Origin of the sequence: Chryseobacterium tongliaonense (assembly GCF_041224435.1) — a bacterium.
Lineage (GTDB): Bacteria > Bacteroidota > Bacteroidia > Flavobacteriales > Weeksellaceae > Chryseobacterium > Chryseobacterium tongliaoense.
Map to the genome: position 1 here is coordinate 304,922 of NZ_JBGFFD010000003.1, position 24,371 is coordinate 329,292.

Annotated in this window: 24 protein-coding genes and 1 pseudogene; 4 read left to right on the forward strand and 21 right to left on the reverse strand. The window is 34.2% G+C overall.

Annotation, left to right across the window (positions count from 1 at the left end):
* Positions 1-15 precede the first annotated feature (15 nt).
* From sucD to AB8P06_RS08955, 9 genes are all read right to left on the reverse strand, one after another.
* Positions 16-888 (reverse strand): succinate--CoA ligase subunit alpha, encoded by an 873-nt coding sequence (gene sucD, locus AB8P06_RS08915; RefSeq protein ID WP_369840618.1) that lies wholly within the window; start codon positions 886-888, stop codon positions 16-18.
* Between the two features lie 91 nt (positions 889-979).
* Positions 980-1,882 (reverse strand): UDP-3-O-(3-hydroxymyristoyl)glucosamine N-acyltransferase, encoded by a 903-nt coding sequence (locus AB8P06_RS08920; protein WP_369840620.1) that lies wholly within the window; start codon positions 1,880-1,882, stop codon positions 980-982.
* Positions 1,883-1,951: 69 nt separating this feature from the next.
* Positions 1,952-2,515, reverse strand: a complete 564-nt coding sequence (efp, locus tag AB8P06_RS08925; RefSeq protein ID WP_007840964.1) for an elongation factor P — start codon at positions 2,513-2,515, stop codon at positions 1,952-1,954.
* 18 nt (positions 2,516-2,533) lie between these two features.
* Positions 2,534-2,869: a hypothetical protein gene (locus AB8P06_RS08930; protein WP_369840623.1), complete on the reverse strand. Its 336-nt coding sequence runs from the start codon at positions 2,867-2,869 to the stop codon at positions 2,534-2,536.
* Positions 2,870-2,892: 23 nt separating this feature from the next.
* Entirely contained in the window at positions 2,893-3,687 is a 795-nt protein-coding gene (lpxA, locus tag AB8P06_RS08935; protein ID WP_089997987.1) for an acyl-ACP--UDP-N-acetylglucosamine O-acyltransferase, read from the reverse strand.
* Positions 3,688-5,085 carry a bifunctional UDP-3-O-[3-hydroxymyristoyl] N-acetylglucosamine deacetylase/3-hydroxyacyl-ACP dehydratase gene (locus tag AB8P06_RS08940; protein ID WP_369840625.1) on the reverse strand — a complete coding sequence of 466 codons (1,398 nt, stop codon included), beginning with the start codon at positions 5,083-5,085 and terminating at the stop codon, positions 3,688-3,690. It abuts the gene before it with no gap.
* A complete protein-coding gene (gene lpxD, locus AB8P06_RS08945) occupies positions 5,078-6,109 on the reverse strand; it encodes a UDP-3-O-(3-hydroxymyristoyl)glucosamine N-acyltransferase (protein ID WP_369840627.1) in 1,032 nt (343 codons plus the stop codon). Before lpxD ends, AB8P06_RS08940 begins: the two co-directional genes overlap by 8 nt.
* Before the next feature lie 80 nt (positions 6,110-6,189).
* The gene (locus tag AB8P06_RS08950; RefSeq protein WP_369840629.1) at positions 6,190-7,407 is read right to left on the reverse strand and encodes an HD domain-containing protein; all 1,218 of its coding nucleotides are present in this window, start codon (positions 7,405-7,407) and stop codon (positions 6,190-6,192) included.
* Between the two features lie 55 nt (positions 7,408-7,462).
* Positions 7,463-8,095 (reverse strand): hypothetical protein, encoded by a 633-nt coding sequence (locus tag AB8P06_RS08955; protein WP_369840631.1) that lies wholly within the window; start codon positions 8,093-8,095, stop codon positions 7,463-7,465.
* Between the two features lie 200 nt (positions 8,096-8,295).
* On the opposite strand from AB8P06_RS08955, the gene AB8P06_RS08960 reads away from it, so the two are divergent.
* The 4 genes from AB8P06_RS08960 to AB8P06_RS08975 all read left to right on the forward strand — a co-directional run bounded on the left by AB8P06_RS08960 (position 8,296) and on the right by AB8P06_RS08975 (position 12,738).
* Positions 8,296-9,882 carry a S41 family peptidase gene (locus AB8P06_RS08960; protein WP_369840633.1) on the forward strand — a complete coding sequence of 529 codons (1,587 nt, stop codon included), beginning with the start codon at positions 8,296-8,298 and terminating at the stop codon, positions 9,880-9,882.
* Positions 9,883-10,016: 134 nt separating this feature from the next.
* Positions 10,017-11,561: a T9SS response regulator signal transducer PorX gene (gene porX, locus AB8P06_RS08965; RefSeq protein WP_369840635.1), complete on the forward strand. Its 1,545-nt coding sequence runs from the start codon at positions 10,017-10,019 to the stop codon at positions 11,559-11,561.
* Positions 11,562-11,683: 122 nt separating this feature from the next.
* Positions 11,684-11,977 (forward strand): YciI family protein, encoded by a 294-nt coding sequence (locus tag AB8P06_RS08970; protein WP_369840637.1) that lies wholly within the window; start codon positions 11,684-11,686, stop codon positions 11,975-11,977.
* Entirely contained in the window at positions 11,974-12,738 is a 765-nt protein-coding gene (locus tag AB8P06_RS08975) for an exodeoxyribonuclease III (protein ID WP_369840639.1), read from the forward strand. Before AB8P06_RS08970 ends, AB8P06_RS08975 begins: the two co-directional genes overlap by 4 nt.
* Positions 12,739-12,794: 56 nt before the next feature.
* Here the strand turns inward: AB8P06_RS08975 and AB8P06_RS08980 are convergent, their stop codons facing one another.
* From AB8P06_RS08980 to AB8P06_RS20670, 12 genes and pseudogenes are all read right to left on the reverse strand, one after another.
* Complete coding sequence (locus AB8P06_RS08980) at positions 12,795-13,166, reverse strand: septal ring lytic transglycosylase RlpA family protein (protein WP_369840642.1); 372 nt, start codon at positions 13,164-13,166, stop codon at positions 12,795-12,797.
* Positions 13,167-13,667: 501 nt separating this feature from the next.
* Positions 13,668-14,372 carry a hypothetical protein gene (locus tag AB8P06_RS08985; protein WP_369840644.1) on the reverse strand — a complete coding sequence of 235 codons (705 nt, stop codon included), beginning with the start codon at positions 14,370-14,372 and terminating at the stop codon, positions 13,668-13,670.
* Between the two features lie 40 nt (positions 14,373-14,412).
* Positions 14,413-15,087 carry a phage tail-like protein gene (locus AB8P06_RS08990; protein ID WP_502064273.1) on the reverse strand — a complete coding sequence of 225 codons (675 nt, stop codon included), beginning with the start codon at positions 15,085-15,087 and terminating at the stop codon, positions 14,413-14,415.
* 384 nt (positions 15,088-15,471) lie between these two features.
* Entirely contained in the window at positions 15,472-16,773 is a 1,302-nt protein-coding gene (rimO, locus tag AB8P06_RS08995) for a 30S ribosomal protein S12 methylthiotransferase RimO (protein WP_369840648.1), read from the reverse strand.
* Between the two features lie 93 nt (positions 16,774-16,866).
* A complete protein-coding gene (gene rfbC / locus AB8P06_RS09000) occupies positions 16,867-17,412 on the reverse strand; it encodes a dTDP-4-dehydrorhamnose 3,5-epimerase (protein ID WP_369840650.1) in 546 nt (181 codons plus the stop codon).
* A gap of 61 nt (positions 17,413-17,473) precedes the next feature.
* On the reverse strand, positions 17,474-18,661 hold the full coding sequence (locus AB8P06_RS09005) for a hypothetical protein (RefSeq protein WP_369840652.1): 1,188 nt from the start codon (positions 18,659-18,661) through the stop codon (positions 17,474-17,476).
* A gap of 2 nt (positions 18,662-18,663) precedes the next feature.
* Positions 18,664-19,653 carry a sugar transferase gene (locus tag AB8P06_RS09010; RefSeq protein WP_369840654.1) on the reverse strand — a complete coding sequence of 330 codons (990 nt, stop codon included), beginning with the start codon at positions 19,651-19,653 and terminating at the stop codon, positions 18,664-18,666.
* A 393-nt stretch (positions 19,654-20,046) separates the two neighbouring features.
* Positions 20,047-21,075, reverse strand: a complete 1,029-nt coding sequence (locus tag AB8P06_RS09015) for a glycosyltransferase (protein WP_369840656.1) — start codon at positions 21,073-21,075, stop codon at positions 20,047-20,049.
* A 62-nt stretch (positions 21,076-21,137) separates the two neighbouring features.
* Positions 21,138-22,160 (reverse strand): glycosyltransferase, encoded by a 1,023-nt coding sequence (locus AB8P06_RS09020; RefSeq protein WP_369840658.1) that lies wholly within the window; start codon positions 22,158-22,160, stop codon positions 21,138-21,140.
* Complete coding sequence (locus tag AB8P06_RS09025) at positions 22,157-23,035, reverse strand: glycosyltransferase (protein WP_369840660.1); 879 nt, start codon at positions 23,033-23,035, stop codon at positions 22,157-22,159. The genes AB8P06_RS09020 and AB8P06_RS09025 overlap by 4 nt, the downstream gene beginning before the upstream one ends.
* Positions 23,032-24,132, reverse strand: coding sequence for an EpsG family protein (locus AB8P06_RS09030; RefSeq protein ID WP_369840662.1), 1,101 nt, complete (start codon positions 24,130-24,132; stop codon positions 23,032-23,034). Before AB8P06_RS09030 ends, AB8P06_RS09025 begins: the two co-directional genes overlap by 4 nt.
* Positions 24,133-24,241: 109 nt before the next feature.
* Positions 24,242-24,371 (reverse strand): annotated as a pseudogene (locus tag AB8P06_RS20670) (chloramphenicol acetyltransferase); the annotation flags it as partial.

Genomic DNA, 24,371 nt, shown 5'->3' on the forward strand with positions numbered 1-24,371 from the left:
TGTTTTGTTTTACGATTAAGCTAAAACTTTTGCTACAGTAATACCGATGTCAGCTGGGGAATCTACTACATTGATACCGTTTTCTCTCATAATTTCCATTTTAGCCTGAGCTGTGTCTTCAGCACCACCTACGATAGCACCGGCGTGTCCCATAGTTCTTCCTTTAGGAGCTGTTTGTCCTGCGATGAAACCTACAACCGGTTTTGTAGAACCACTTGCTTTATACCATCTTGCCGCTTCAGCTTCAAGACCACCACCGATTTCACCGATCATTACCACAGCTTCAGTTTCAGGATCATTAATAAACAATTCCAAAGCTTCTCTTGTTGTTGTTCCGATAATCGGGTCTCCACCGATACCGATCGCTGTAGAAATTCCGAAACCTGCTCTTACCACCTGGTCAGCAGCTTCGTAAGTAAGAGTTCCTGATTTAGAAACGATCCCTACTTTACCTTTCTTGAATACGAAACCTGGCATAATACCAATTTTAGCTTCATCAGAAGTAATGATTCCAGGACAGTTCGGGCCGATTAATCTGCAGTCTCTGTCAGCGATATAAGATTTTACTTTCACCATATCCGCTACAGGAATACCTTCAGTAATACATACGATAACTTTGATCCCTGCTTCAGCAGCTTCCATAATAGCATCTGCAGCAAATGCAGGTGGTACGAAAATGATACTTACATTAGCTCCAGCTTTTTGAACTGCATCAGCAACAGTATTGAATACCGGCTTTCCAAGGTGCTCGCTTCCTCCTTTTCCCGGAGTAACCCCACCTACTACGTTTGTTCCGTATTCAATCATCTGACCTGCATGGAAAGTCCCTTCGTTCCCTGTAAATCCTTGTACAATTACTTTAGAATCTTTGTTTACTAAAATTGACATTTTATTGTTGTTTTAATTTATTTTTATTTTTTATTAATGCTCACAAATTTACTTAATTTTCTTTTGATTTCAGATAAATCTTAAGAATTGTTTATTTGAGATTTCTCAGTTTTACTTCTTTCTTCAGATATGTTTTAAAATCTTCTGCAAACATCCCGATATAAGTCCCTTTTTCCAGATCTCTGTTGACTCCCGTTTTTCCCAGAAGCACAGATCCGCCTTCTATTTTATTCCCGGAAGCGATACCTACCTGTCCCCATAATGTTACTTCATCTCCTATCACACAACAGCCTGCAATTCCCACTTGTGAAGCTATGAGGCATTTTTTCCCGATTACGGTATCATGGCCGATCTGAATCTGATTATCTAAAACGGAACCTTCTCCGATCACTGTCGAGTCCGTAACTCCCCGGTCAATTGTACAGTTGTTTCCTATTTCCACATTATTTTCAATGACAACATTTCCTACAGAAATCAGGCGGTCAAAATTTCCGTTTAATTTTCTGTAATAAAAGGCATCACCTCCCAAAATCGTTCCGGACTGTATGATTACGTTGTCTCCGATTACTGTTCTGTCACCAATGACAACATTCGGAAAGATCAGTGTATTTTTCCCGATCGTCACATTGTTTCCGATCACTGCGGAATGGTGTATTTTTGTGCCTTCACCAATTTCAACATCATGAAGCTCTTCAGTGAAGTTATATATCCTGGTGAAATGGGTATTGATCTTATTGAAATCCCTGAACGGGTCATCGGAAACCAAAAGCGCTTTTCCTTCCGGACATTCAACTTCTTTATCAATCAGGATAATGGTTGCCGCAGAGTTTAATGCTTTATCGTAATATTTCGGATGGTTGACAAAAACTATTTCTCCGGGTTTTACCATATGAATTTCATTGGTTCCCAATACTTCAAAATCTTCGGGGCCAATAAATTTTGATCCGATTAAATCAGCAATCGTTTTAAGTTTTTGTGGAGAATGGAATCTCATAAAAATTGATTTTCTTATAAAACAAAATTCGGACTGCAAATGCAAACCGAATTGATGTAAATTGTATTATTATTTTACTCTTTCCAAGTAAGAACCGTCTTCTGTGCTTACTTTGATTCTGTCTCCCGGCTCAATAAACAAAGGCACCATTACTCTTGCTCCTGTTTCAACGATTGCGTTTTTAAGAGCATTGGTAGCGGTATTTCCTTTCACTCCCGGATCAGCTTCTATAACATCTAAATACACTGATTGAGGAAGCTCTGCAGAAAGCGGGGTTTCATCAGCTTCTTTCAAAATAATTGTCACTTCTTCACCTGCCTTCATAAACTGAGAGTTTTCAATCATTTCTTTATTAAGGTAAAGCTGAGAGAAATCATCATTGTTCATAAAGTGGAAACCATTTTCATCATCATAAAGATATTGGAATTTTCTGGTAATCACTTTTACTTCATCGATTTTGTGACCTGCCGAAAATGTGTTGTCAATCACTTTCCCGTTGGTTACCGATTTCAATTTTGTTCTTACGAAAGCCGGTCCTTTTCCTGGTTTAACGTGAAGGAATTCAATCACTTTAAAAATATCGTTGCTGTATTCAATGCAAAGTCCCTTTCTGATATCGTTACTTGTAGCCATTAATTTTTTATATTTTACTTATTTTCTTTTTTTAAACTGTATACCTGTTCCCTGAGACGGCATTCTGTTGAATGTATTGTTATTGAATGAATTTACATTATTCTGTAATTTATTCACATTCTCCTGAACCGGCGAGTTATACTTATCTGTACTTCCAAAAATCGAACTGTTATTATTCTGTTGTTTCAGAATATTATTTAAGTTGCTTTTTGCGATGCTGTCTTTTGACTGATTCACGACTTTTCTTTCCAAAATTGAATTTTTGGTCGTTTTTTCAACTTTTAAACCTTCTGTTTGTTGTCCATATAACAAGGACACTGAAGGAATCATTGCTAATAAAATTAAATTTTTCATATTTGTGTGTTGTGTGTTTTTTATTAATTACTGTCCTTTCCGGTTCCGTATCCTTTAACGATACCTCTTGGAGAGTTCTGAATGAATTGAAGAATCTCGTCTCTTTCAGCTGTCGGAAGCATTTCTTTTTCAATATGTGAAATAGCCTGGGAAACGTTCATTTTCATCTGGAAAATAGCTCGGTAGATCTTCTGGATTTCAAAGATTTTTTCATTGGTAAACCCTCTTCTTCTTAAACCTACGGAATTGATTCCTGCATAAGACATCGGCTCTCTCGCTACTTTTACATAAGGCGGGATATCTTTTCTCACCAATGTTCCACCGGAAATCATGACGTGCTTTCCAATTTTCCCGAACTGGTGCACTGCACTAAGGCCACCCATTACGGTGTAATCTCCTATTTCCACGTGCCCTGCAATACCGCAACCGTTTACAATGATCACGTGATCACCGATAACACAGTCGTGTGCAATATGGGAAGTTGCCATGATCAGGCAGTTTTTACCAATTTTAGTAAATCCAAGAGCTTTTGTACCTCTGTTTACTGTTACACATTCTCTGATCGTGGTTTCATCACCAATAATTACCTGCGTATCTTCACCGTCGAACTTTAGATCCTGAGGAATGGCAGAAATCACCGTGCCCGGAAAAATTCTACAGTTTTTACCGATTCTGGCTCCATCCATAATGGTAACATTGGGGCCGATCCAGGTTCCTTCTCCGATTTCCACATCCCCTGCAATTGTAGTAAATGGTTCTACAATAACATTTTTGCTGATTTTTGCACGTTTATCTACGGCTGCTAATTGATGAATCATTTAATCAACTTTATTTTTTGCAACTTGGGCCATTAATTCTGCTTCTACTGCTACAGTATCTCCCACATATCCGAATCCCTGCATATGAACAATACCTCTTCTGATAGGCTCTATCAATTCGATTTTGAAAATCATGGTATCTCCCGGAACTACTTTTCTTTTAAATTTCACTTTATCGATTTTAATGAAATAAGTAGAATAGTTTTCAGGATCCGGAACGCTTGCCAACACAAGGATGCCTCCGGTTTGCGCCAAAGCCTCCACCTGCAGTACTCCCGGCATTACCGGCTCTTTAGGAAAATGTCCAACAAAGAAGGGTTCATTCATGGTAACATTCTTAAGCCCTACGACATGAGAGTCCGAAAGCTCAAGAACTTTATCTATTAATAAAAACGGAGGTCTGTGAGGCATAAGCTTCATAATTCCGTTGATATCAAAAACAGGTTCTTTCGTTAAGTCAAAATCCGGAACATTCTTTTTCTTCTGCAATTTCCACTGACGGTTCAGTTTTTTTGCAAATTGTGTATTCACATAATGTCCGGGTTTGTTGGCAATAACTTTACCTTTTATTTTTACTCCGGCCAAAGCAAGGTCACCGATCACATCTAATAATTTGTGTCGTGCAGCTTCGTTAGGGTAATTTAAGTTGAGATTGTCAAGAATACCATTCGGTCTGATAGAAACATTGTCTTTACCGAATGCTTTCTTTAGTTTTTCTGTTGTTTCAGGAGTAAGGTCTTTATCTACGTATACGATGGCGTTAGAAATATCACCACCTTTGATCAAACCGTGATCTAAAAGCATTTCCAGCTCATGTAAAAAGCTGAAGGTTCTTGCAGATGAGATTTCTTCTTTAAACTCTGAAATATGTTTAAGGGTAGCATTCTGGGTTCCTAAAACTTTAGTCCCAAAATCTACCATTGTAGTAATTTCGTAATTATCTGAAGGAATAATTGTGATTTCGGAGCCTGTTGCAGGGTCTGCATAGCTAAGAACCTCTTTTACAACCAGATATTCTCTGGCAATATTCTGTTCTACTACTCCTACACTTTCAATCGCTTCAACAAAGAACTTTGAAGATCCATCTAAAATCGGAGGTTCGGAAGCATCCATTTCCAACATTGCATTATCGATATCACATCCTACCAATGCCGCTAAAAGGTGCTCACACGTATTGATTTTTACGCCCAATTTTTCCAGCGTCGTTCCTCTTTCGGTTGCTACAACATAATTAACATCTGCTTCGACCTGAGGGTGCCCCTCCAAATCTGTTCTTACAAATACAAAACCTGTATTTTCTTTAGCAGGCTTTATGGTAAGTTTTACTTCTTTACCTGTATGAAGGCCAATTCCAGAAAGCGTTACTTCTTCCTGAAGCGTTTTTTGCATATCACTCATTAGTATGATCTTTTGAGGTATTCTCAAGATTATTTATTCTTTTTACTATTTCAGTGAAATTTCTGAAATGCACATAGTTTCTAAGGTAGTCATTATAACTTATTGCCGGGGATCCGTACAATGTTTCTTTGTCGCTCACACTGGAATTTACCCCACTCTGAGCCTGTATTTTCACCTGATTACCTATTTTTATATGCCCGACAACACCTACCTGCCCACCGATCTGATTCCAGTCACCGATGGTAGTAGATCCTGCAATTCCGGCTTGTGCAGCAATTACATTGTTCTGTCCGATCTTAACGTTATGTGCAATCTGGATCAGGTTATCGATTTTAGTTCCCTTTCCGATAACGGTAGAACCAATGGTAGCTCTGTCAATGCTACAGTTAGAACCTATTTCAACATCATCTTCAATGATAACATTTCCCAACTGAGGAATTTTTTTAAACCCTTCTGCCGTTGGCTGAAAACCAAATCCGTCACCACCCACTACGGTATTGGAGTGAATGACACAATTATCACCAATGATGCAATAATCATATATTCTTGCTCCGCTGTCAATTTTACAGTTCTTCCCTATTTTTACTCCTTTCCCGATATAAACATGAGGATAAATCTGGGTTCCTTCTCCTATTTTTGCTTTTTCCGAAACATAGGTAAAGGCTCCGATATAGGCTTTATCACCTATTACCGCAGTATCATGAATAGAAGAGCCGTCTTCAATTCCTTCTTTTCTGCCCTGCATTTCCTGATACAGATTCATCAGAACCTGAAAGGAAAGATAGGCATCTTTTACGGCAATAACGGTAGGATTGTAGTTATCTTTTTCTACAAGGTTTTCCGAGACGATAATAACGGAACATTTGGAAGTGTCCAGAAAATGAGAGAACCGATCTTGTGCTATAAAAGAAAGATGCCCTGATTCCCCACTTTCAATTGGTGAAACTCCAGTAATAAGTGCGTTTCCGTCACCGATTATTTTTCCGTCAATAAAACTTGCAATTTGCGAAGCTGTAAATTCCATATTCTGCAAAGATAAGAAATTCTATAATTCGCAAACATTTTTTAGTTTTGGGATTGTGAAATTTAAGATTCTTTAAGAATTTATTTTGCAATATCTCGTGGGAAAGTTAAAATATATCTCGTGGTTTTATTTCTTATTAATCCTGATAAAAGCTGGTCTTCCGACTCGTCCAGCCTGATTTTCACACCATTTTTCTGTAACAAATAGATGGGCTGCTTTTCAGCATTGTACGGCAGTAGTTTTCTTTTAATTTCATGTACCAGTTCACCTCCGTTATCAATTCCAAAAAATTCATTGGTTTTTATTATTTTTTCCTCAATAAATTGTGGTTCAAAAGGATGTGATGAAATAATTGTTTTAGGAAGATTTCTCTGTATCACACACTTACACCAATAGGCAAGGATAAAGTCATCAGAATTCTGCCATGTTTTCATTGCCTGAATCACGTCATTATCATCAAGCCGGGTAAATCTTTCTACATCTTCATCCGTTGCCGCTCCTTTTGCCCTGTATAAAAAGTATTTCAGGTTGTCTGTAGCCGGCAGATCAACTCCCTGAGAAACCAGGTATTTTGCTCTTTTAAGGATTTTAACCAGAATAAACTCAGCCAGAGCCGATGTTTTGTGATAATACACCTGCCAATACATAAACATTCTTGCCGTTAAAAAATTTTCAATGGAATAAATTCCTTTGGCATCTATCACCAGCTCTCCTTCTTCACAGACATTCATCATGGAAATAATTCTCTGGGTATTAATATTCCCTTCTGAAACTCCGGTAAAAAAACTGTCTCTTTTCAGATAATCCAACCGGTCAACATCCAATTGAGATGAGATCAGCTGATTGAAAAATTTTCTATGGTATTTCCCCTGAAACATTTGAATGGCTACTGATAATTGACCGTCAAACTCGTCATTCAGCCTGTTCATAAGCAGTAACGAAAGATTTTCATGATGCCAGTCATCCATCAGCATACTTTCCAAAGCATGGGAAAACGGGCCATGACCGATATCATGCATTAAAATGGCAAGCATCGCTCCTTTTTCTTCTTCTTTCGAAATGTCGACCCCTTTCAGTTTTAAAGTTTCCAGTGCTGTAAACATTAAATGCATGGCACCCAAAGCATGGTGAAATCTCGTATGGGTAGCTCCCGGAAAAATTAAGTTTAAAAGCCCGGTCTGTGAAATCCTTCTCAATCTTTGAAAATAGGGATGTTCAACGATGTCGAATAAAATTTCGTGAGGGATTTTGATAAAACCGTGAACAGGATCATTGATGATTTTTAGCTTATTCTGCATTGAGTATTATATGAGTACAAATTTAGGAAAGACAATAGAAACCATCAAATTAATATTAATAAATCCTTGTAAGAACAATATCATAAGTTCTGTCTATATTTCCATTATTGGTAATTTCAATATTACCTACAGATGAAATTGACAAGGTGTAATTAAATGCTGTAGCATCACCTCCTGCACAGTTTACAAGACCCGTCCAAGTAGTATTAAGCGTAGAAGCCGGGGTTGCTCCTACTCTAGTAACCGTTGGAGACTGATTTGTACCTCTGTTCAACATTCCGCCCAAAAGATTGATAGTCAATCCATTATTCAAAGGAGTATTGCCTATATAATATTCGGCTGTACCTACTGCCCCACATGCATTTGCAACATAAACTATTGCCTTATAAATTCCTTGCGGCAAACCTGTAATGAGATTTGAAGTAGAACCCGGCGTTAATGTAGGTGATACTGTATGTACTGTTGTCCCTAAATATACAGGGTTATTTTTAACTAAGACACCATTGATGTCACTAAGCACGGGAGTAATGTAAGTGTTTAACGGCACAGCACTCATCACTCTTACTTTTGCATCTCCATTAACGTCCAGCTTATTATCGGGAGCAGGTGTTCCTATCCCTACGTTGCCTGTTTGGGCGAAAATACTACCTGAAATCAATATAGAAACTAAAATATATTTATTTTTCATAATACAGTGATTTAATATACAAATATATAAGAAAAAACAGCATATTTTACAGAATTCTAATCAGAATTAACTGATTTATTGAAAACATTTGTCCCATTTATGTTTAAAAATTATCTTTGATTTAATAAAACCCGAATAACCTTCAATGAGAAAATTCTCACTTTTCATTCTGCTATTTTTAAGTTTACATTTTCAAGCTCATGAATTTATCTGAAGTTCAGAAACTGGAATCGCTCTGCAAGGTTTGGGGATTTTTAAAATATTATCATCCCGATGTTGCCAAAGGAACTTTTGATTGGGATCAACAGCTTTTTCAGAAAATTCATGAGCTTGAAAATATCAACGATAAAAATCAATTGAATGAATTATATTCTAATTGGATTGACAGTCTTGGAAAAGTTGAAACTTGTTTATCATGTCAAAAGGAAGATTCCAAAATCTATTTCCTTAAAAATTTTGATCTGAGCTGGATCAATGATAAAAATATATTTGCAGACCATGTTATTCAGAAATTAAATGAAATTGAAAACAACCGGTTTATTGGTGATCCCTATTATTTTGGAAAAGGTGGAAGAAAAATATTTTTCAAAAATGAAACTGCTTATGGTTCAAAATACACCTCAAAACAGATTTCACTTTTGGAATTATTCAGATATTGGAATTATGTAGAATATTTTTTTCCTTACAAATATGAAACCGATCAAAACTGGAATGAGGTTTTAACAGAAATGATTCCAAAATTTATTGCTATCAATAATGATGTAACGTATCATCTGACACTGGCTGAATTGGTGGCTAAAGTGGATGATTCACATGCATTTTTATTTTCACCGCTGATCAGTCTCAATCAATACGGAAGAAGAACAATTCCGGTGGAATACCGGTATGCCGAAGGAAAGCTGGTCGTGACCAAAATAAATTCCACTAGATTTAATGAACCCAATTTGTTGAAAACCGGCGATGTTATTTATGATATCAACGGGAAAACAATTCCACAAATTGTTAACAGCTTAGGAAAATATATTCCTGCTTCCAATTCCTGGGGTAAGGTGAAAAAAGTGAAAAACCTTCTTCTTTTTTCCAATCATGATTCTATTGACCTTAAACTGGAAAGAGATGGTCAAAATTTAGCCTTAAAAATAAAGACCTATCTTCTCAGAGATATTATTTATGAAAAAAATATTCAGCCGGGAAAATGGAAATATTTAGATGAAAGCCGGAAAATCGGTTACGTCAATATGGAACTTATTGAAAAGGAAGATCTGGATGAAATGTATGCTTCTTTAAAAAGTGCTGAATCTATTATTTTCGATTTAAGGAACTACCCGAAACAGACCATTTTACCTTTAAGTAAGCTTTTGCTGCCTGAAAATACAATTTATTATAAGTTTAATTATCCGGAAACTACTTATCCCGGTAAATTTTACAGCAGAAAAAGCAGTATCGGAAAAAGAAATAATGAATATTACCAAGGAAATGTGGTAGTTTTGGCAGATGAGAATACCCAGAGCCAGGCTGAAACCACAACCATGATGTTTAAGCAGCATCCGAAAACAAAAGTCATAGGAAGCTATACTTCAGGAGCCAATGGAGATATTATCCGGTTTAAGATCGCTGATTTGGACACCAGCTTCACCGGCCTTGGCGCTTATTATCCGGACGACAGAGAAACCCAAAGGATCGGAATCATTCCGGACATCCTTGTGCAGCCTACCGTTGCAGGCATAAGGGAAGGGAAAGATGAGGTTCTGGAAAGAGCCCTAGAATATATAAAAACAGGCCATTAATTATAATGGAAAACAGGTGATAATTCACTATATTTCATTTAACTTTAATTTAACTAATTATCTGTTCTTTTTGGCAGATTTTAGAAAGGATTGGTCAGCATTTTGATACTATAACCATGTAAAAAATAAATATTATGTCGGAAAAGATACTATGGATAGATGATGAAATAGATTTACTTAAACCTCATATCGTATTCTTAGAAAAAAAAGGTTATCAGGTAACCCCTGTTAACAACGTGAATGAGGCATTGGAATTAATAGATTCTGAAAAATTTGCACTAACGCTTATCGATGAAAATATGCCGGGAATTTCCGGTCTCGAAGCCATTCCTATGATCAAAGAAAAAGACAGCTCTTTAAAGATCGTTATGGTAACTAAAAGTGAGGAGGAACATATTATGGAGGAAGCCATCGGCTCACAGATTGCGGATTACATTTTAAAGCCTGTCAACCCGAACCAGATTTTGCTTTCATTAAAGAAAAACCTCCAGCAGGATGATCTTGTTGAGCAAAAAACCATTTTACAATATCAACAGGAATTCAGAAACCTTTCTATGGAACTTTCTTATTTAAGATCGTACCAGGAATGGGCTGAATATTATAAGAAAATTGTGAACTGGGAAATTAAGTTTGATAAGGTTGCAGATAATGAATTTGCCGACCTTCTTCAATCTCAGAAAGAGGAAGCCAACATACAGTTCGCAAAATTCATTGAAAACAATTACGAAGACTGGTTAAGCGGTCCTGATAAACCGATTATGAGCCATACCCTTTTCAAGGAAAAAGTGAAAGCTGAAGTTGAAAAAGATAAGGTTCTTTTATTAATGGTTGACAATCTCCGATATGATCAATGGAAAGTGATTGAACCTCTGTTTACAAAGTATTACAATAAAGTTTCGGAAGATTATTATTACAGCATCCTTCCTACGGCAACCCAATATGCAAGAAACTCTTTCTTTGCAGGCTTAATGCCGTCTGAGATTGAGAAACGTTTCCCGGATAAATGGTTTAATGACAATGAGGAAGGAAATAAAAATGAATACGAGCGTGATTTTCTTGAAGACCAGATGAAAAGAATCGGTTTAGGCTCTAAATCGATGAAATATCTAAAAGTACTGAATGCAGATTTTGAAAGAAAAATCTATGATGATTTCAATCAGCACAAAAACAATGATTTATTAGTTATTGTTTACAACTTTATCGATATCCTTTCACACGCCAAAACTGATAATCATATTGTAGATCAGCTGATCCGTGATGATAAAACATTCAGATCCCTGACCTTAAACTGGTTTGAAAATTCTTCGTTATTGAAAATCATTAAAATAGCTGCTGAAAACGGGTTTAAATTGGTAATTACGACTGATCACGGAACCGTTTACGTTAAAAAACCGAGCAAGGTTGTGGGTGACAGAGAAACATCTACCAATATCCGCTATAAAACCGGTAAAAGCTTAACGTATGATGACAGTGATGTTTGGGCGATTACTAATCCCGAAAAATTATTTTTACCAAAAGGAAATTTAAGTTCCAAATATATTTTTGCCAAGAATAATATTTTCCTGGCTTATCCTAAGAATTATAATCACTTTGTAAATTACTATAAAGAAACCTACCAACATGGCGGAATTTCACTTGAAGAATGTATTATTCCTATCAGCATTTTAGAACCCAAGTAGTTTTTTTTCATAGTTTATTTAATTTTGGGTTTAAGGCGGAAAAAATCAATTGATTTTTTCCGCTTCTTTTTTTCCGGTCTCTTTTAATAGTCTCCAAGAGTTCCTATCTTAGCAAAAAAACAATGTTCATTATTTCGCTTACTTATATCACTTCTCTGGAAAAGGTAGAACGCTTTATTCCGGAACACAATAATTTCCTTGAAAAATATTTCAGCCTTGGGAATTTTATCGCCTCAGGCAGGAAAGAGCCCAGAACGGGAGGAATTATCCTGGTGAATGCCGGTTCAAAGCAGGAAGTTGAAGAGATCATTAAGGAGGATCCTTTTCATATCCATCAGATAGCGGATTATGATATCATAGAATTTATTCCATCAAAATACAACGAACACTTTAAAATATTTATACATAACTCATGAGGTTAATCACTTATAATGTCAACGGAATCCGGGCTGCCTTTACAAAAGATTTTATGGGCTGGCTGAAGACGGCTGATCCGGATATCATCTGCATTCAGGAGAGCAAAGCGGGAAACGACCAGATTGATATTGAAAGTCTTGAAAAATCAGGTTATCATAGTTATTGGCATTCAGCCGTGAGAAAAGGTTACAGTGGGGTCGGAATTGCCTCAAAAACCAAGCCTCTTCATGTAGAGTACGGCTGTGGAATTGAAAGCTATGATAACGAAGGAAGAATCATTCGTGCCGATTTCGATGGCTACTCCGTCATTTCAGTATATGTTCCCTCTGCGTCCAATATTGAAAGACTGGGTTTTAAAATGCAGTTTTGCCATGACTTTCTGGCCTACATTAAGAATTTAAAAAAAGAAATTCCGAATCTCGTTATCTCCGGAGATTTCAATATCTGTCATCAGGCGATTGATATCCATGATCCTGTCCGTTTAAAGAACGTTTCAGGCTTTTTACCTATGGAAAGGGAATGGATGACCAATTTCATCGAAGAATGCGAACTGATAGACAGTTTCAGGTTTTTTAATAACGAACCGGACAATTATACATGGTGGAGCTACAGACAGAATGCAAGGGCTAATAATAAAGGCTGGAGGCTTGATTATAATTTTACATCATATGCTTTAAAGGATAAGCTTTCCAGAGCTGTTATCTTAAAAGAAGCCATGCATTCAGACCATTGTCCTGCTTTGCTCGAATTGAATGTTTAATCCCAATAAAAAAGCCAACTGAATCAGTTGGCTTTTTTTTAATTTAAATCATAAATTTAATCGACAATTTCATATTCAATCGGAATTGTACCATGACTGATATTTCCGATTTCGTCGAACGCGGCTTTAGACATATCTAATGCTCTTGATGAATGGAAAGGTCCTCTATCATTTATCCTTACTATAACCTCTTTTCCATTATTCAGATTGGTAACTTTAATCGTTGTACCAAAAGGAAGCGTTCTGTTTGCAGCAGTAAACTTTGAATTATCAAAGATCTCTCCGCTAGCTGTTTTTCTACCGTTAAATTTATCGTGGTAGTACGATGCATAACTTGTTTTTTTCGCATCCATGGTATTATTCGTAAAAGAATAAACACCAAGTGTTGAAATCATCATTATGATTACGAGAATGAATCTTTTCATCATGTTGAAATTTTATTGGTTTTGACAGGGCAAAAGTATCAGGAATCTTCTAAAGTCCCTACTCGAATTGTTAAAAACAGTTAACAAAAACAAAACAATTTGTTAAAATATATTGTAAGTCCCTGCCAATAGGGGTTTTAGAGCACACTGTTAAAAAGTGTTAAAATAAAGCTATAAAAGTTAACATAATTAACAAGCTTCAGCATAATTGTTTACAGCGTATTTTAAAACTAACTGAAAGTCAATATTTTAACAATATATTAACTTTTAAAAAATATCAGTACAAACAATCGCTACTCAAAAATATATCATTAAGCGAATTCATTACAAACTTAAATCTCTTTTCATGCCTCTCATCTACATTAACATAACAACCTATTAAAAATTGTATTTATATTCTTTAATACTGAGGTATAAATTTCTTTTAATTAAAGTAGCGAGTACAAAAAAACCAATGAGAATTCCCATTGGTTTTTATTTTTATATGATTAAAATAATCAATTTTTATTTAAGATATTCCAATACATAATCGTATGTTCCTGCAGGATATACTACAGACATACTTGGAGAACCAGTAATAGCGTTACCAGCGGAAGTACCTAAAGTATAAGAATACAATTCTCTGGAATATACTGTATTAGTACCTGCTCTGTAAATTGTAATAGCATACATGGCCGTCATTCCCGTAGGAGAAGGGATATTTACTGCAGTAGAAGTTCCTGAAGCAGCAAATGTACCTTTGATAGCATATACCTGAGCATTATTTATAGCAGTATTTGTAACAGTTTCTGTAGTTCCAACATTTACTCTTGAACTACCTCCAAGCGGTCTCCAAACCCCTGGATTAACACTACTTGTACTAGAACCGGTTGGGTTGAAGAAGAAATAGTATCCCGGTGTAACTGCTGTTGCAGTTGAAGATCTGTTACCAGCTGTAAGCGTAGTACCGGTAGCATTGTTATATACAATCATACCGTCAAAATAAGTTGGGAACGTAATACCGTCTGCAAGGGTAAGATCAAATTCAAAGTTAACCAAGTCAACACTGGGAACAACAATACCTTTACCAACGTTAGGACCAGCACCAGCTTCTGTACTGAAAGACGTACTACCATCAAAGATAACGTTAGAGTTAGTAATTGTATTTTGAGTACCGTTATTTACTGCTATCTGAGCATTGTAAAGAGAACCAAAGGCTGTTATAGCCAAAAGGCATAAAATATTTTTCATTGTTTTCGTATTTTTTAAATTATTTTTGAGCTGCTACCCATAAAGTTCCAGTCCATGCAAACTCAATTCCTCTGAATTGGTTTACAACAATATTTCCTCTAAGGTTTGTAGTATCAAATGCCAATCCAGTTGCTGTAATATTGTTATTGAATATTTTAACAACTCTACCTATGTCCGCTGCTGTATTAGTAAGGTTAGGCAATGAAATAGTAATAGTACCGGATCCGTTAGTAACAACTAAATGATCTGTAGGCTGAACAGTATAAGAAGCTGTTGTTACAGTAGTAACTGTTCCTCTGATACCTTCATATCTCTGAGGAGTAGCAGAACCGCCACCACCAACAGCAACCCAAACAGCGCTTGGACCATCATAGTAGTAGAATCCTGTTGCAGTTACATTTGCAGTTTTAGTTGTAGAAGCACCACTAACATCAGTAACGAAAACAATTGCACCATTCTGATTGTCAGCTGCAACTGTACCACTGTTACCATAAGCAGCATCTTTAGCTGCCAATTGAGTTCTTGTCATACGAGGGACCAATAGCGCGTCAGGTCTGGTAGTGTCAGCAGTATTAGCTACAACATCCAAAGTAGCCGCAGGTGTAGTTGTATTTACACCCACACGTCCTTGCTGAGCCTTAGATAGCGCGGAGAAACAAACGAGCATAGTCGCTGTGAATAAAAATTTTTTCATAAGTTTTTAAAGATTTTTAAATTACTTTTTTTTTTCACCAATAATTTTCAGGCCTAAAATGTCTGAATACCAAGTTATGCTATTTACATATCAAAATAAATTAAAAATATAATGATATTCTGATATAACAAAATTGAGTTCTAAACAATTAGACTAATAAGAAATTATTTATGTTGCAAATTTAAGATATAATTTTTTAATATTAACACTTTATATTTAAAAAAACAAACACATCTTAAATGAAAACAATACAATCAACTGACAATCAATCAATTAATTATTTTAAGCTAAAAATTAAAATTCATTAATTTTTATTAATATAATATTTTAAAAATACTAATAATTAGAAATACTTAAAAATTCCCTATTCTAAGAGATAATATGTTAAATTAATTCGCCATACAAATCAAACTCTTCTGCAGAAGTGATTTTTACTTCAGCAAATTCACCAATCGAAATATAAGTATTGTCTGCGGAAACCAGTACGGTATTATCTACATCTGGAGAATCATATTCTGTTCTTCCAATAAAATAGTTACCTTCTTTTCTGTCAAATACACATTTATAAACCTGTCCGATTCTTTCCTGATTTTTTTCCCAGGAAATCTGGGACTGAATTTCCATAATCTCTTCAACTCTTGCTTCTTTTACTTCCTGAGGAATAGTATCTTCTAAAACGTATGCCGAAGTATTTTCTTCATGAGAATAAGTAAAACATCCTAATCTGTCAAACCTTTGTTCTTTTACCCAGTCTTTCAATTCCTGAAATATCTCCTCTGTTTCGCCAGGGTATCCGACAATTAAAGTTGTTCTGATCGCCATATCCGGAACTTTCTCTCTGAATTTAGCCAAAAGAGCATCAGTTTTTTCATGGGTGGTTCCCCGCTTCATAGATTTCAACAGATCTGAATTAATATGCTGAAGAGGAATATCAATATAATTACAAACTTTAGGTTCTTCTCTGATGATATCTAGAACATCTTCCGGAAATCCGCTTGGAAATGCATAATGAAGACGGATCCATTCGATACCTTCAACTTTTACCAGTTCTTTCAGTAAATCTCCAAGAGCACGTTTTTTATAGATGTCTAACCCGTAGTAGGTAAGATCCTGAGCGATCAGAATTAGTTCTTTAGTTCCTTTCTTAGCCAGTTTCTGAGCTTCATTGACTAATTTTTCGATAGGTGTTGAAACGTGAGTACCACGCATCAGAGGGATAGCACAGAATGAACAAGGTCTGTCACAACCTTCTGAAATCTTCAGGTAAGCATAATGTTTTGGAGTTGTTGTAAGTCTTTCACCTACCAGCTCATGTTTATAATCTGCTCCAAGGTGCTTTAACAAAATCGGGAGATCTCTGGTTCCGAAATACTGGTCTACATCCGGAATTTCTTTAATCAAATCCGGTTTATATCTTTCAGAAAGGCATCCTGTCACAAAAACTTTTTCTACCTCGCCTCTGTTTTTAGCTTCTACATAATCAAGAATTGTGTTAATAGATTCTTCTTTTGCATTATCAATAAATCCGCAGGTATTGATGACCACAATATCACCTTTGTCTTCATGTACTACTTCTTTTCCATTAGCTTTCAGCTGACTCATTAATACTTCAGAGTCATACACATTCTTAGAACAACCAAGAGTGACGATGTTTATTTTCTTTTTCCCTACAGATTTTGTACGCATCTTTTTGATTTTGAGTTTGCAAAGATACGAAATATTAAAAAGCTTCCATTAAAAAATAAAAACCACTGATGATAGTGGTTTTTCAATCCGTATTTAGAAATCTTTATCGAGAAATCCGGGAGCGTTCTGATCTTTTTCCGAAAGTACAGCTTCGCTTTCACTGATCTTCCAATCTATATGAAGTTCAGGATCATTAAATTTCACGCTTCCTTCAGATTCTTTATTATAAAAATTATCACATTTATAAGCAAATACCGCTGTATCACTGATTACAGAAAAACCGTGACCAAAGCCTCTCGGGATATACAACTGTAATTTATTTTCTTCGGTAAGCTCGATACCAAACCATTTTCCGAATGTAGGGGAATCTTCTCTCAGATCTACTGCCACATCCCAAACTTTTCCTTCTAAACAGGAAACCAGTTTGGCCTGCGCATGTTCTCCTTTCTGCAGATGAATCCCTCTCAGAACGCCATAAGAGGATTTGGAAATATTGTCCTGAACGAAATGACCGTTCATCCCCGTCAGTTCTTCAAATTTTTTCTCATTGAACTTTTCAAAAAAATAACCTCTTTCATCTTCAAAAACAGTAGGTTCCAGGATGTAACAGTCTTTAAGTGGAGTTTCTTTTATCTTCATAAAATTATATCTGATAAGTAATTTCTTTATCTTAATTTTTTTGACAATCAATTATTTTTTTTCAATATGTAAAAATAAGTATATCTCCGGGTAAAATAATATCATTATATTTCTTTAAAACAGAAAGCAGCTTTGATTTGCCTGAATTATTATCTACTTTTTTAAGTGCTATCTGCAAACGGTAATCTAGATTCAAATTTTCATTTAAAGATTTATTCTGAACAATAATGAATTTATTTTTACCTTTAGACATCAAAGAAATCAAAGCATTTTTCCCATAGGTTGAAAAGACTTTAAATTGTTTAGGAACAGAATACAACTTTGAAGTTCCTGAAGGTATTTCATTTCCCATATGATAAACCGCGTCTGATTTTGCTCCAGAGAATATCCATGCTAATTTCTGAATTTGTTCATTGACGGTTTTAACAATGCTGTAGGTAGGTGTAGGATTTCCTTTTTCATCCACAATAGCATAAGAATAATTATTTTGTCTCCAATGTAAATCATTAACAGACCAATAAGTATAATATTGTATCCCTTGAGCACCATATAAAATATTACCGAATTGCTGCAGTCTGAGCGAAGCTAAAGTAGGTTGCCTGTATTCAAAATGGATTGCAGTGCAAGCAAATCCCCAGAAAGGTTTATTAAACTTTTGAGATTGAGACCTGATAATTTCAAGGTTTTCATAAAACTCAGGCCTTACTGTATTATTGACTACAGAATAATGATCAAAAGAAACTAAATTAATTTTTACTTTTGACAAATATTGCTCTACATAATTTTTATAGCTACTTGCTTGTAGCTGATCATTAGTGGCATAATTAGGAAATAAATTAATATATGTAAAATGCTGGCTATCTGCTTTTCTTAAACGGCTCACAATATCAGAAAGAGGTTCAAATCTAGAAGTATTCGGTTCATCCTCAATGTAATATCCTAAAAAAGAAGAATAGTTTTTTAAAATTTTAACTGCTTCCTCCGGTCTTGATTTGATTTCCGGAATCGATAAGACCATCTTTATATTCATTTTCTGTCCCAACTCCAATGCTTGAATAGCTTTTTGGGAACTTGAGTACATATTCAGGTTGACATTAAATCCAGCATCTTTTAATTTTTTAAAATTAGATTCCTCATTAAAATCCTCAGGAATTCCTTGGAAGGCTATAATTGGAAAAAAATTTTGTTGTTGAGCTTTTAAAATAAAAACACAAAAAAACAGAAATAAAATGTGTATTTTTTTTTTCAAACTTAGTTGCTGTTTAAAGTGAAAACAATTTTTATAGTCTTAAAAACAATAAGTATATCAAAAAGAACAGAATAATTTTTTATATAAAACAAATCATATTCTAGTTTCTCAAGATTATCCTTTGGGGTTGCCTTGGGCAAATTAACTTGCGCCCATCCTGTTACACCAGGTTTAATCAAATGTCTCAGATCAAACATTGCGTTTTCTTCATTGGATATTTTAACAAAGTGTGGTCTTTCGGGACGCGGACCAATAAGACTCATATCACCTTTAAGGATATTCCAGATCTGAGGAAGCTCATCAATTTTAGTAATACGAAGAAATTTACCTACGCGGTTTACGCGCATATCGTTTTTCGTTGTAAAGTCACCGCTATGCTTTGAAACCATTGTCCGGATCTTATGGATTGTAAATGGTTTTGAATTCTTCCCTACCCTTTCCTGAGAAAAAAGAACACTTCCCCGTGAGCTGAGCTTTACCATAAGAAAACCTAAAAGAATCAACGGGATCACAAATGGGATTAATAAGAGGCTCACAAGGATATCAATACATCTTTTAAGATTGAATTTTTCCTGCTTCTGTCCGATGGTAAAAATATCATCCACCAGATATTCGTTGGTTTTCAGCCTTACCAAAGGAATCCTCTTATTTACATGTTCATAAAATTCGTGAGCATCATATACGACAATTCCTTTTTTTCTTGCTGCAACGATTTCGTTTGCCAGATTCTTGTGTAAATGATTGATATTGGACGTTTCTAATACAATGCAAGAGATATTGAATCTTTCAAGATATTCTGTAACTGTTATCCGGGATTGATGAGAGTCATACAGAATTGCTTTGTATTTTTTCCTAAATTTTCGGTCATTAAGTAGTTTTAATGAGATATCACTAACATTAATGAACAAGCAGACTTTGGTGAGTACACTCACTTTAAAAACCTGCTTATTCTCTTTCATCATCACAAATGCTTTTGTCAAAATGTTTTCCACTTTATTTTCTTCAAAATGTGTTTATAAAAATGATTGATATAAAACCTCTCATTTCGTTATCTTAAATGTATAAAAAAAATTCCTACGAATTTAAGAAAGTTTTTTATACAATATATTATAGCTATATTAATTCTACAAAAGCTTTTATAGATCGTTTTTTAAACTTATTTTCCTTTTTTCATATAGCTAAATACATTTTTTTTAGATTTTGTAACAATAAATTTATTGTTTAATTTGTTATAATGGTTTTCGTTTTATTTTTCAAAATGAAGATAAACAAAAAAAATTATATTAAAAAATGATTCAATAGCATCATTTCATCCTACAAAATAATAATTTTAATGAAATATTTATTTTACAAAAGAGATTAATACTCATTTTTTTTAGCTTATACTACATTTTATATATAGCCATATATTGATCTACCATTGTCTCTATGGTCAGGTTCTTATGAAAAATTTCAGATGATTTTTCGGAAAATTCCTGATAAATCTTTTCATTCTCTAATATATAACTGATCTTTTCAGCAAAAACTGCATCTTCATTATCAATAACATATCCGTTTTGGTCATTTAATACAATTTCCGAGATCCCGCCCACATCTGATGATACAACCGGTTTTTTATAGCTTAAAGCATCTACAATAACAATCGGAATTCCTTCATAGTTGGTTGGAAGAACAAAAATATCTGCCAATTGGATATACCTTTTTGCATTCGGAAATCCCATTAAACAAAAAACATTCTCCGGAAGATCCGTATATTCTTTATCTGCCCCTATCCAGACAAAGGCGTACTGAGGAAGTAATTTTGCAATTTCAACATAGCTTTCAAACCGTTTCTGAGGTGAAATCCGGGCAATGCACATGACTACTTTCCTGTATTTCTCCACACCTTTGATGAATAATCCTTCTTCAGCTTCCGGAATGTCTACTCCATTATATACGATATGTAAATTATTTTTAATCCCTTCATTGATGATATTCTGCTTGTCATAATTACTTGCCAGAACAATAACTTTACACCGATTTTTAAGCAGTTTTTCCAATGGAAGAAATTTTCTGTAAGCAAGCCGGATAGAGTCAAATCCATGGACAGAATACACAATCTTTTTTTTAGGAAATGACAGCCTTCCCAGCACTCCTATCTTTGATGAATGAAGATGAACAACATCAGGATTTATGGATGCATAGAGTTTTTTTAACTTCAACAAAGCGCTGAAGTCTTTTACCGGAGAGATTGATCTGACGATTTCGGGTATTTTTATCTTTTTAATTTTCTCATCCAAAGCATCCCACATAGGGCCATCTTCTCCTGCTACAACGGTAATTTCATGATCCCGGCACATAGAATTGGCCAGATTGAGCACCACTGATTGGGCACCTCCTAAATCGGAGCGGGTGATAACATGTAAAATTCTCATTACCTAAATTTTATTTTATAAACAGGTTTATATTTATAAGCATCTGTTTTACTCGGTTATGCTTAATTTTTTTCATTTATAATATAGCTAATCACCTGGTTAATTTCATTATGAACTATTGCATGACTTTCAGGTAAATTATTATGCTGGACTACATTTGCAAAAGCTTCAGACATATTGAGAACGTCGTATGGGTCAAAAGTATAAGATGGAACACATACCTGAGCAACATAATCAAGTTTTGATGCAATAATCTTACAATTAAACTCCGGGGCTTCAATCAAGGGCAATCCGAAACTTTCCAGTAAAGACGGAAACACAAGATATTCGGCTTTATAATAAGCTTTTCCAACATCTTTTTTATTTGAAATATAACCTAAATTAATGATGGGATAAGATTGAGATTTTTTTAAATTAATATAATCAAATATTTCTTTAAACCTTTCCTCTACCGTAAGATAAAGATATCCTATTTTATATTGATCATAAAATATACAAAAAGCATCAATTAATCTTTTATGATTTTTGTGAGGTTCTGCAGTACCGGGGTAAAAAAAACTGTTTTTTTCCTTATTTATTATTTCAGAGGATTTTTCGATACTCTTGAAAAAAGGTAAAACTTTTATTTTATGAGTAGGAATTCCGGCTTTCTTCTGAAATAATTTCTGAATATATCCTGTCTGCACCATCCATAGGTTTGAATTTTTCAGTAGTGCATAAAATATCTTATTTTTAACATACTGCGTGATCTTTTGCTTTAGTGTAGTTTGTACACCAGTATTAAGATAACTTGCGGAGTGTAAATACATTAAAACCTGAGTGTGCTTTAAGGGTAAATGAGGTGGTATATTTCCAAGACAAAATATTTTACTGAATTTATTCTTATTTTTATTATAAAATTTACATCGATTAAAAAAACCATTTACAAACTCTACATTCCCATTAATTTCCGGCATTTGAGATTTATACCGTAGATCTAAGAGATAGCTCACTTCAGCATCTGTCTTATTAAGCTCAGAAATAAGATAATCTAAAAGAGATTTTCCACCTCCTGTATGAATAAATACAGCATCTATTAAGATCATAGTAATTCTATTCTTAAGTTTTTAAGCTTTTTTTGAGTTTCTTTAAGACTCCTGATCTTCTTATTATTTCCTATAATCGAATAGATTCCAATCATTACAGTAGTATAGAAAGATCTTTGTGCTAAAAATTTAGAAAAATCATAAGAATATTTTTTCATATAATATTTCGTAGACTTCATTTCCTCAATAAAAGAAAAGTCACTCGTACCATTTCTATCATCAATCAAATGTAAATAATTGAATTTTTTTTCAAAACGAGAACGATATTTTTCTGCTAAAAAACGTTTCTGAATATCTGATTCTTCTCTGTACAGAAATATATTTTCATCAAAAAAACCAATTTTCTCAAACTTCTTCTTATCTATAAAAAGTAATGCACCAGATAAAAAACAAAATCTTTCAATATAGATATTCATCTTGTTCAATAACATCATCACCGGACTTGTAAAAAGAAAGAATTCATACTCTGGTCGTATCCAGAAGGAAAGGTTGATTCCACCTTTTTGTTTTCCTCCGATAACAGCCAAATTTAAGTCATTCTGAAACATGTTAAGCACAGATGAAAACATAGCTGTTTTAAGAACCACGTCAGGATTAATCACACAGACAGTTTCCGATTGGCTTGCTTTTATACCTATATTATTTCCCTGTCCGTATCCACCGTTTTTTTCATTATGAATAAATTTAATATCAGAGTATTTCTCAGAGACCAACATTTTCATTTCCTCAAAAACATTAGCTTTACTATTATCCACAATAATAATTTCAAGTTGCTCTTTAGAAATATCATTATAGTTGTAGATACTTTTAATACAATCAAATATATCCTTCAAAGAGTTATAGGTAACAATAATGACAGAAATCTTTTTCATCATTCTAAAAAACCTTTTAATATGTCCGATGATTCAATCATATCCTGAAACTCTTCAGCAAAATGGCTATTCCCAAATATATAATTGGGAATTATATAAATAAAAAGACCACTTACAAAAACAATCCCTGTAATATAAATAAATCTTGTTAATTTTCTTTTTGGGGCCTGATCCTTTAAGAAATAAATATAGTAATAAAGTAGCCAAAAAACACTTAGTGTCATTACATACCTATGTCCTATAATCTGGATAATAAATGATCCGGGGATAAAGATCATTGCAAAAAAAGAAATTTTGTAAAGAAATTTAAATTGAGGATCTTCTATAATTTCCGGTTTCTCACGTATAAGAGAAATTGTCTGAATATACAGAAATACTGTAAAAAGTATGTAAGGAATTCCGTTATATAATCCACCTAAAAAACTACTTTTATTGCCTTTCTCAAAATAATCCCCAAAATGATTCAGAACTGTTCCCAGAGCAGAATTAAAAATGAATAATGCTATAACGAAAATTAATCCTGATAGAATTATGATATATTTATAAAATTTATTTACCGGAATAAAATAATAAACAGGTATGCATATCAAAAGAAACGAAAGCCCTGAATGACATAATAATGCTACAGTAATAAGAATTAAGGATAAAAGATATTTTTTGTGATAAAAAAGAAAATAAAAGCCAGTCATCAAAATAGGAAAACCCAGATAATAACGAATCTGATTAACAAGATGTACGTTATCAAGAATAAGATATGCTAAAAAGATGAAGAAAATATTTTTAGTAAATCTGGAAATAAGGAAATAATAAAGGCTTATAATAAGTACTATATGAAATTTGTAAAGATCTGTATAGGTTAAATACAGTTTCTTAAAAGATAATGTAAGCCAATAAAAGATAGGATCTGTCTTATCATCCTCATGTTTGAAAAAATAATAATACATATCCCAATCTGCTGTGTATGTAAAATCGAGAAAACAATATGTTACCACAAAAAATAAAGTAGCATTAAATATATAGGCTACAAATTTTGAAGGCAACTGCTCAATTAACTGACCTATATAAAATAAAATGACGCATAAAATAATTAGAAGAGTCAAACCAGATTTGTTTTTATTTTTTTCAATTGTTGAATAACAGTATTAATATCTTTATTATAAAAAGCATTTATATTTTCTGTTATAAAATCTTTATTTAGATTGTTAAAGTCCAATTGTAATAACTCCTCAATAACTTCGTCATTGAATCTCTTCTTAATTACCCTAGCAGGATTACCTCCAATAATGGAATAGGGAGGAAATGATTTTGTAACCACAGAGCCTGCTGCTACAACACATCC

What these genes read in the sequence shown, in the direction of transcription:
- rimO (WP_369840648.1), bottom strand. Translation starts at nt 16,773, where the DNA reads ATGCGTACAAAATCTGTAGGGAAAAAGAAAATAAACATCGTCACTCTT.
- AB8P06_RS08940 (WP_369840625.1), bottom strand. Translation starts at nt 5,085, where the DNA reads ATGAGTGATATGCAAAAAACGCTTCAGGAAGAAGTAACGCTTTCTGGA.
- AB8P06_RS08930 (WP_369840623.1), bottom strand. Translation starts at nt 2,869, where the DNA reads ATGAAAAATTTAATTTTATTAGCAATGATTCCTTCAGTGTCCTTGTTA.
- AB8P06_RS08960 (WP_369840633.1), top strand. Translation starts at nt 8,296, where the DNA reads ATGAATTTATCTGAAGTTCAGAAACTGGAATCGCTCTGCAAGGTTTGG.
- sucD (WP_369840618.1), bottom strand. Translation starts at nt 888, where the DNA reads ATGTCAATTTTAGTAAACAAAGATTCTAAAGTAATTGTACAAGGATTT.
- porX (WP_369840635.1), top strand. Translation starts at nt 10,017, where the DNA reads ATGTCGGAAAAGATACTATGGATAGATGATGAAATAGATTTACTTAAA.
- rfbC (WP_369840650.1), bottom strand. Translation starts at nt 17,412, where the DNA reads ATGAAGATAAAAGAAACTCCACTTAAAGACTGTTACATCCTGGAACCT.
- AB8P06_RS08920 (WP_369840620.1), bottom strand. Translation starts at nt 1,882, where the DNA reads ATGAGATTCCATTCTCCACAAAAACTTAAAACGATTGCTGATTTAATC.
- AB8P06_RS08970 (WP_369840637.1), top strand. Translation starts at nt 11,684, where the DNA reads ATGTTCATTATTTCGCTTACTTATATCACTTCTCTGGAAAAGGTAGAA.
- AB8P06_RS09015 (WP_369840656.1), bottom strand. Translation starts at nt 21,075, where the DNA reads ATGAGAATTTTACATGTTATCACCCGCTCCGATTTAGGAGGTGCCCAA.
- AB8P06_RS08955 (WP_369840631.1), bottom strand. Translation starts at nt 8,095, where the DNA reads ATGAAAAATAAATATATTTTAGTTTCTATATTGATTTCAGGTAGTATT.
- efp (WP_007840964.1), bottom strand. Translation starts at nt 2,515, where the DNA reads ATGGCTACAAGTAACGATATCAGAAAGGGACTTTGCATTGAATACAGC.
- AB8P06_RS09020 (WP_369840658.1), bottom strand. Translation starts at nt 22,160, where the DNA reads ATGATCTTAATAGATGCTGTATTTATTCATACAGGAGGTGGAAAATCT.
- lpxA (WP_089997987.1), bottom strand. Translation starts at nt 3,687, where the DNA reads ATGATTCATCAATTAGCAGCCGTAGATAAACGTGCAAAAATCAGCAAA.
- AB8P06_RS08950 (WP_369840629.1), bottom strand. Translation starts at nt 7,407, where the DNA reads ATGCAGAATAAGCTAAAAATCATCAATGATCCTGTTCACGGTTTTATC.
- AB8P06_RS09025 (WP_369840660.1), bottom strand. Translation starts at nt 23,035, where the DNA reads ATGATGAAAAAGATTTCTGTCATTATTGTTACCTATAACTCTTTGAAG.
- AB8P06_RS08980 (WP_369840642.1), bottom strand. Translation starts at nt 13,166, where the DNA reads ATGATGAAAAGATTCATTCTCGTAATCATAATGATGATTTCAACACTT.
- lpxD (WP_369840627.1), bottom strand. Translation starts at nt 6,109, where the DNA reads ATGGAATTTACAGCTTCGCAAATTGCAAGTTTTATTGACGGAAAAATA.
- AB8P06_RS08975 (WP_369840639.1), top strand. Translation starts at nt 11,974, where the DNA reads ATGAGGTTAATCACTTATAATGTCAACGGAATCCGGGCTGCCTTTACA.
- AB8P06_RS08990 (WP_502064273.1), bottom strand. Translation starts at nt 15,087, where the DNA reads ATGAAAAAATTTTTATTCACAGCGACTATGCTCGTTTGTTTCTCCGCG.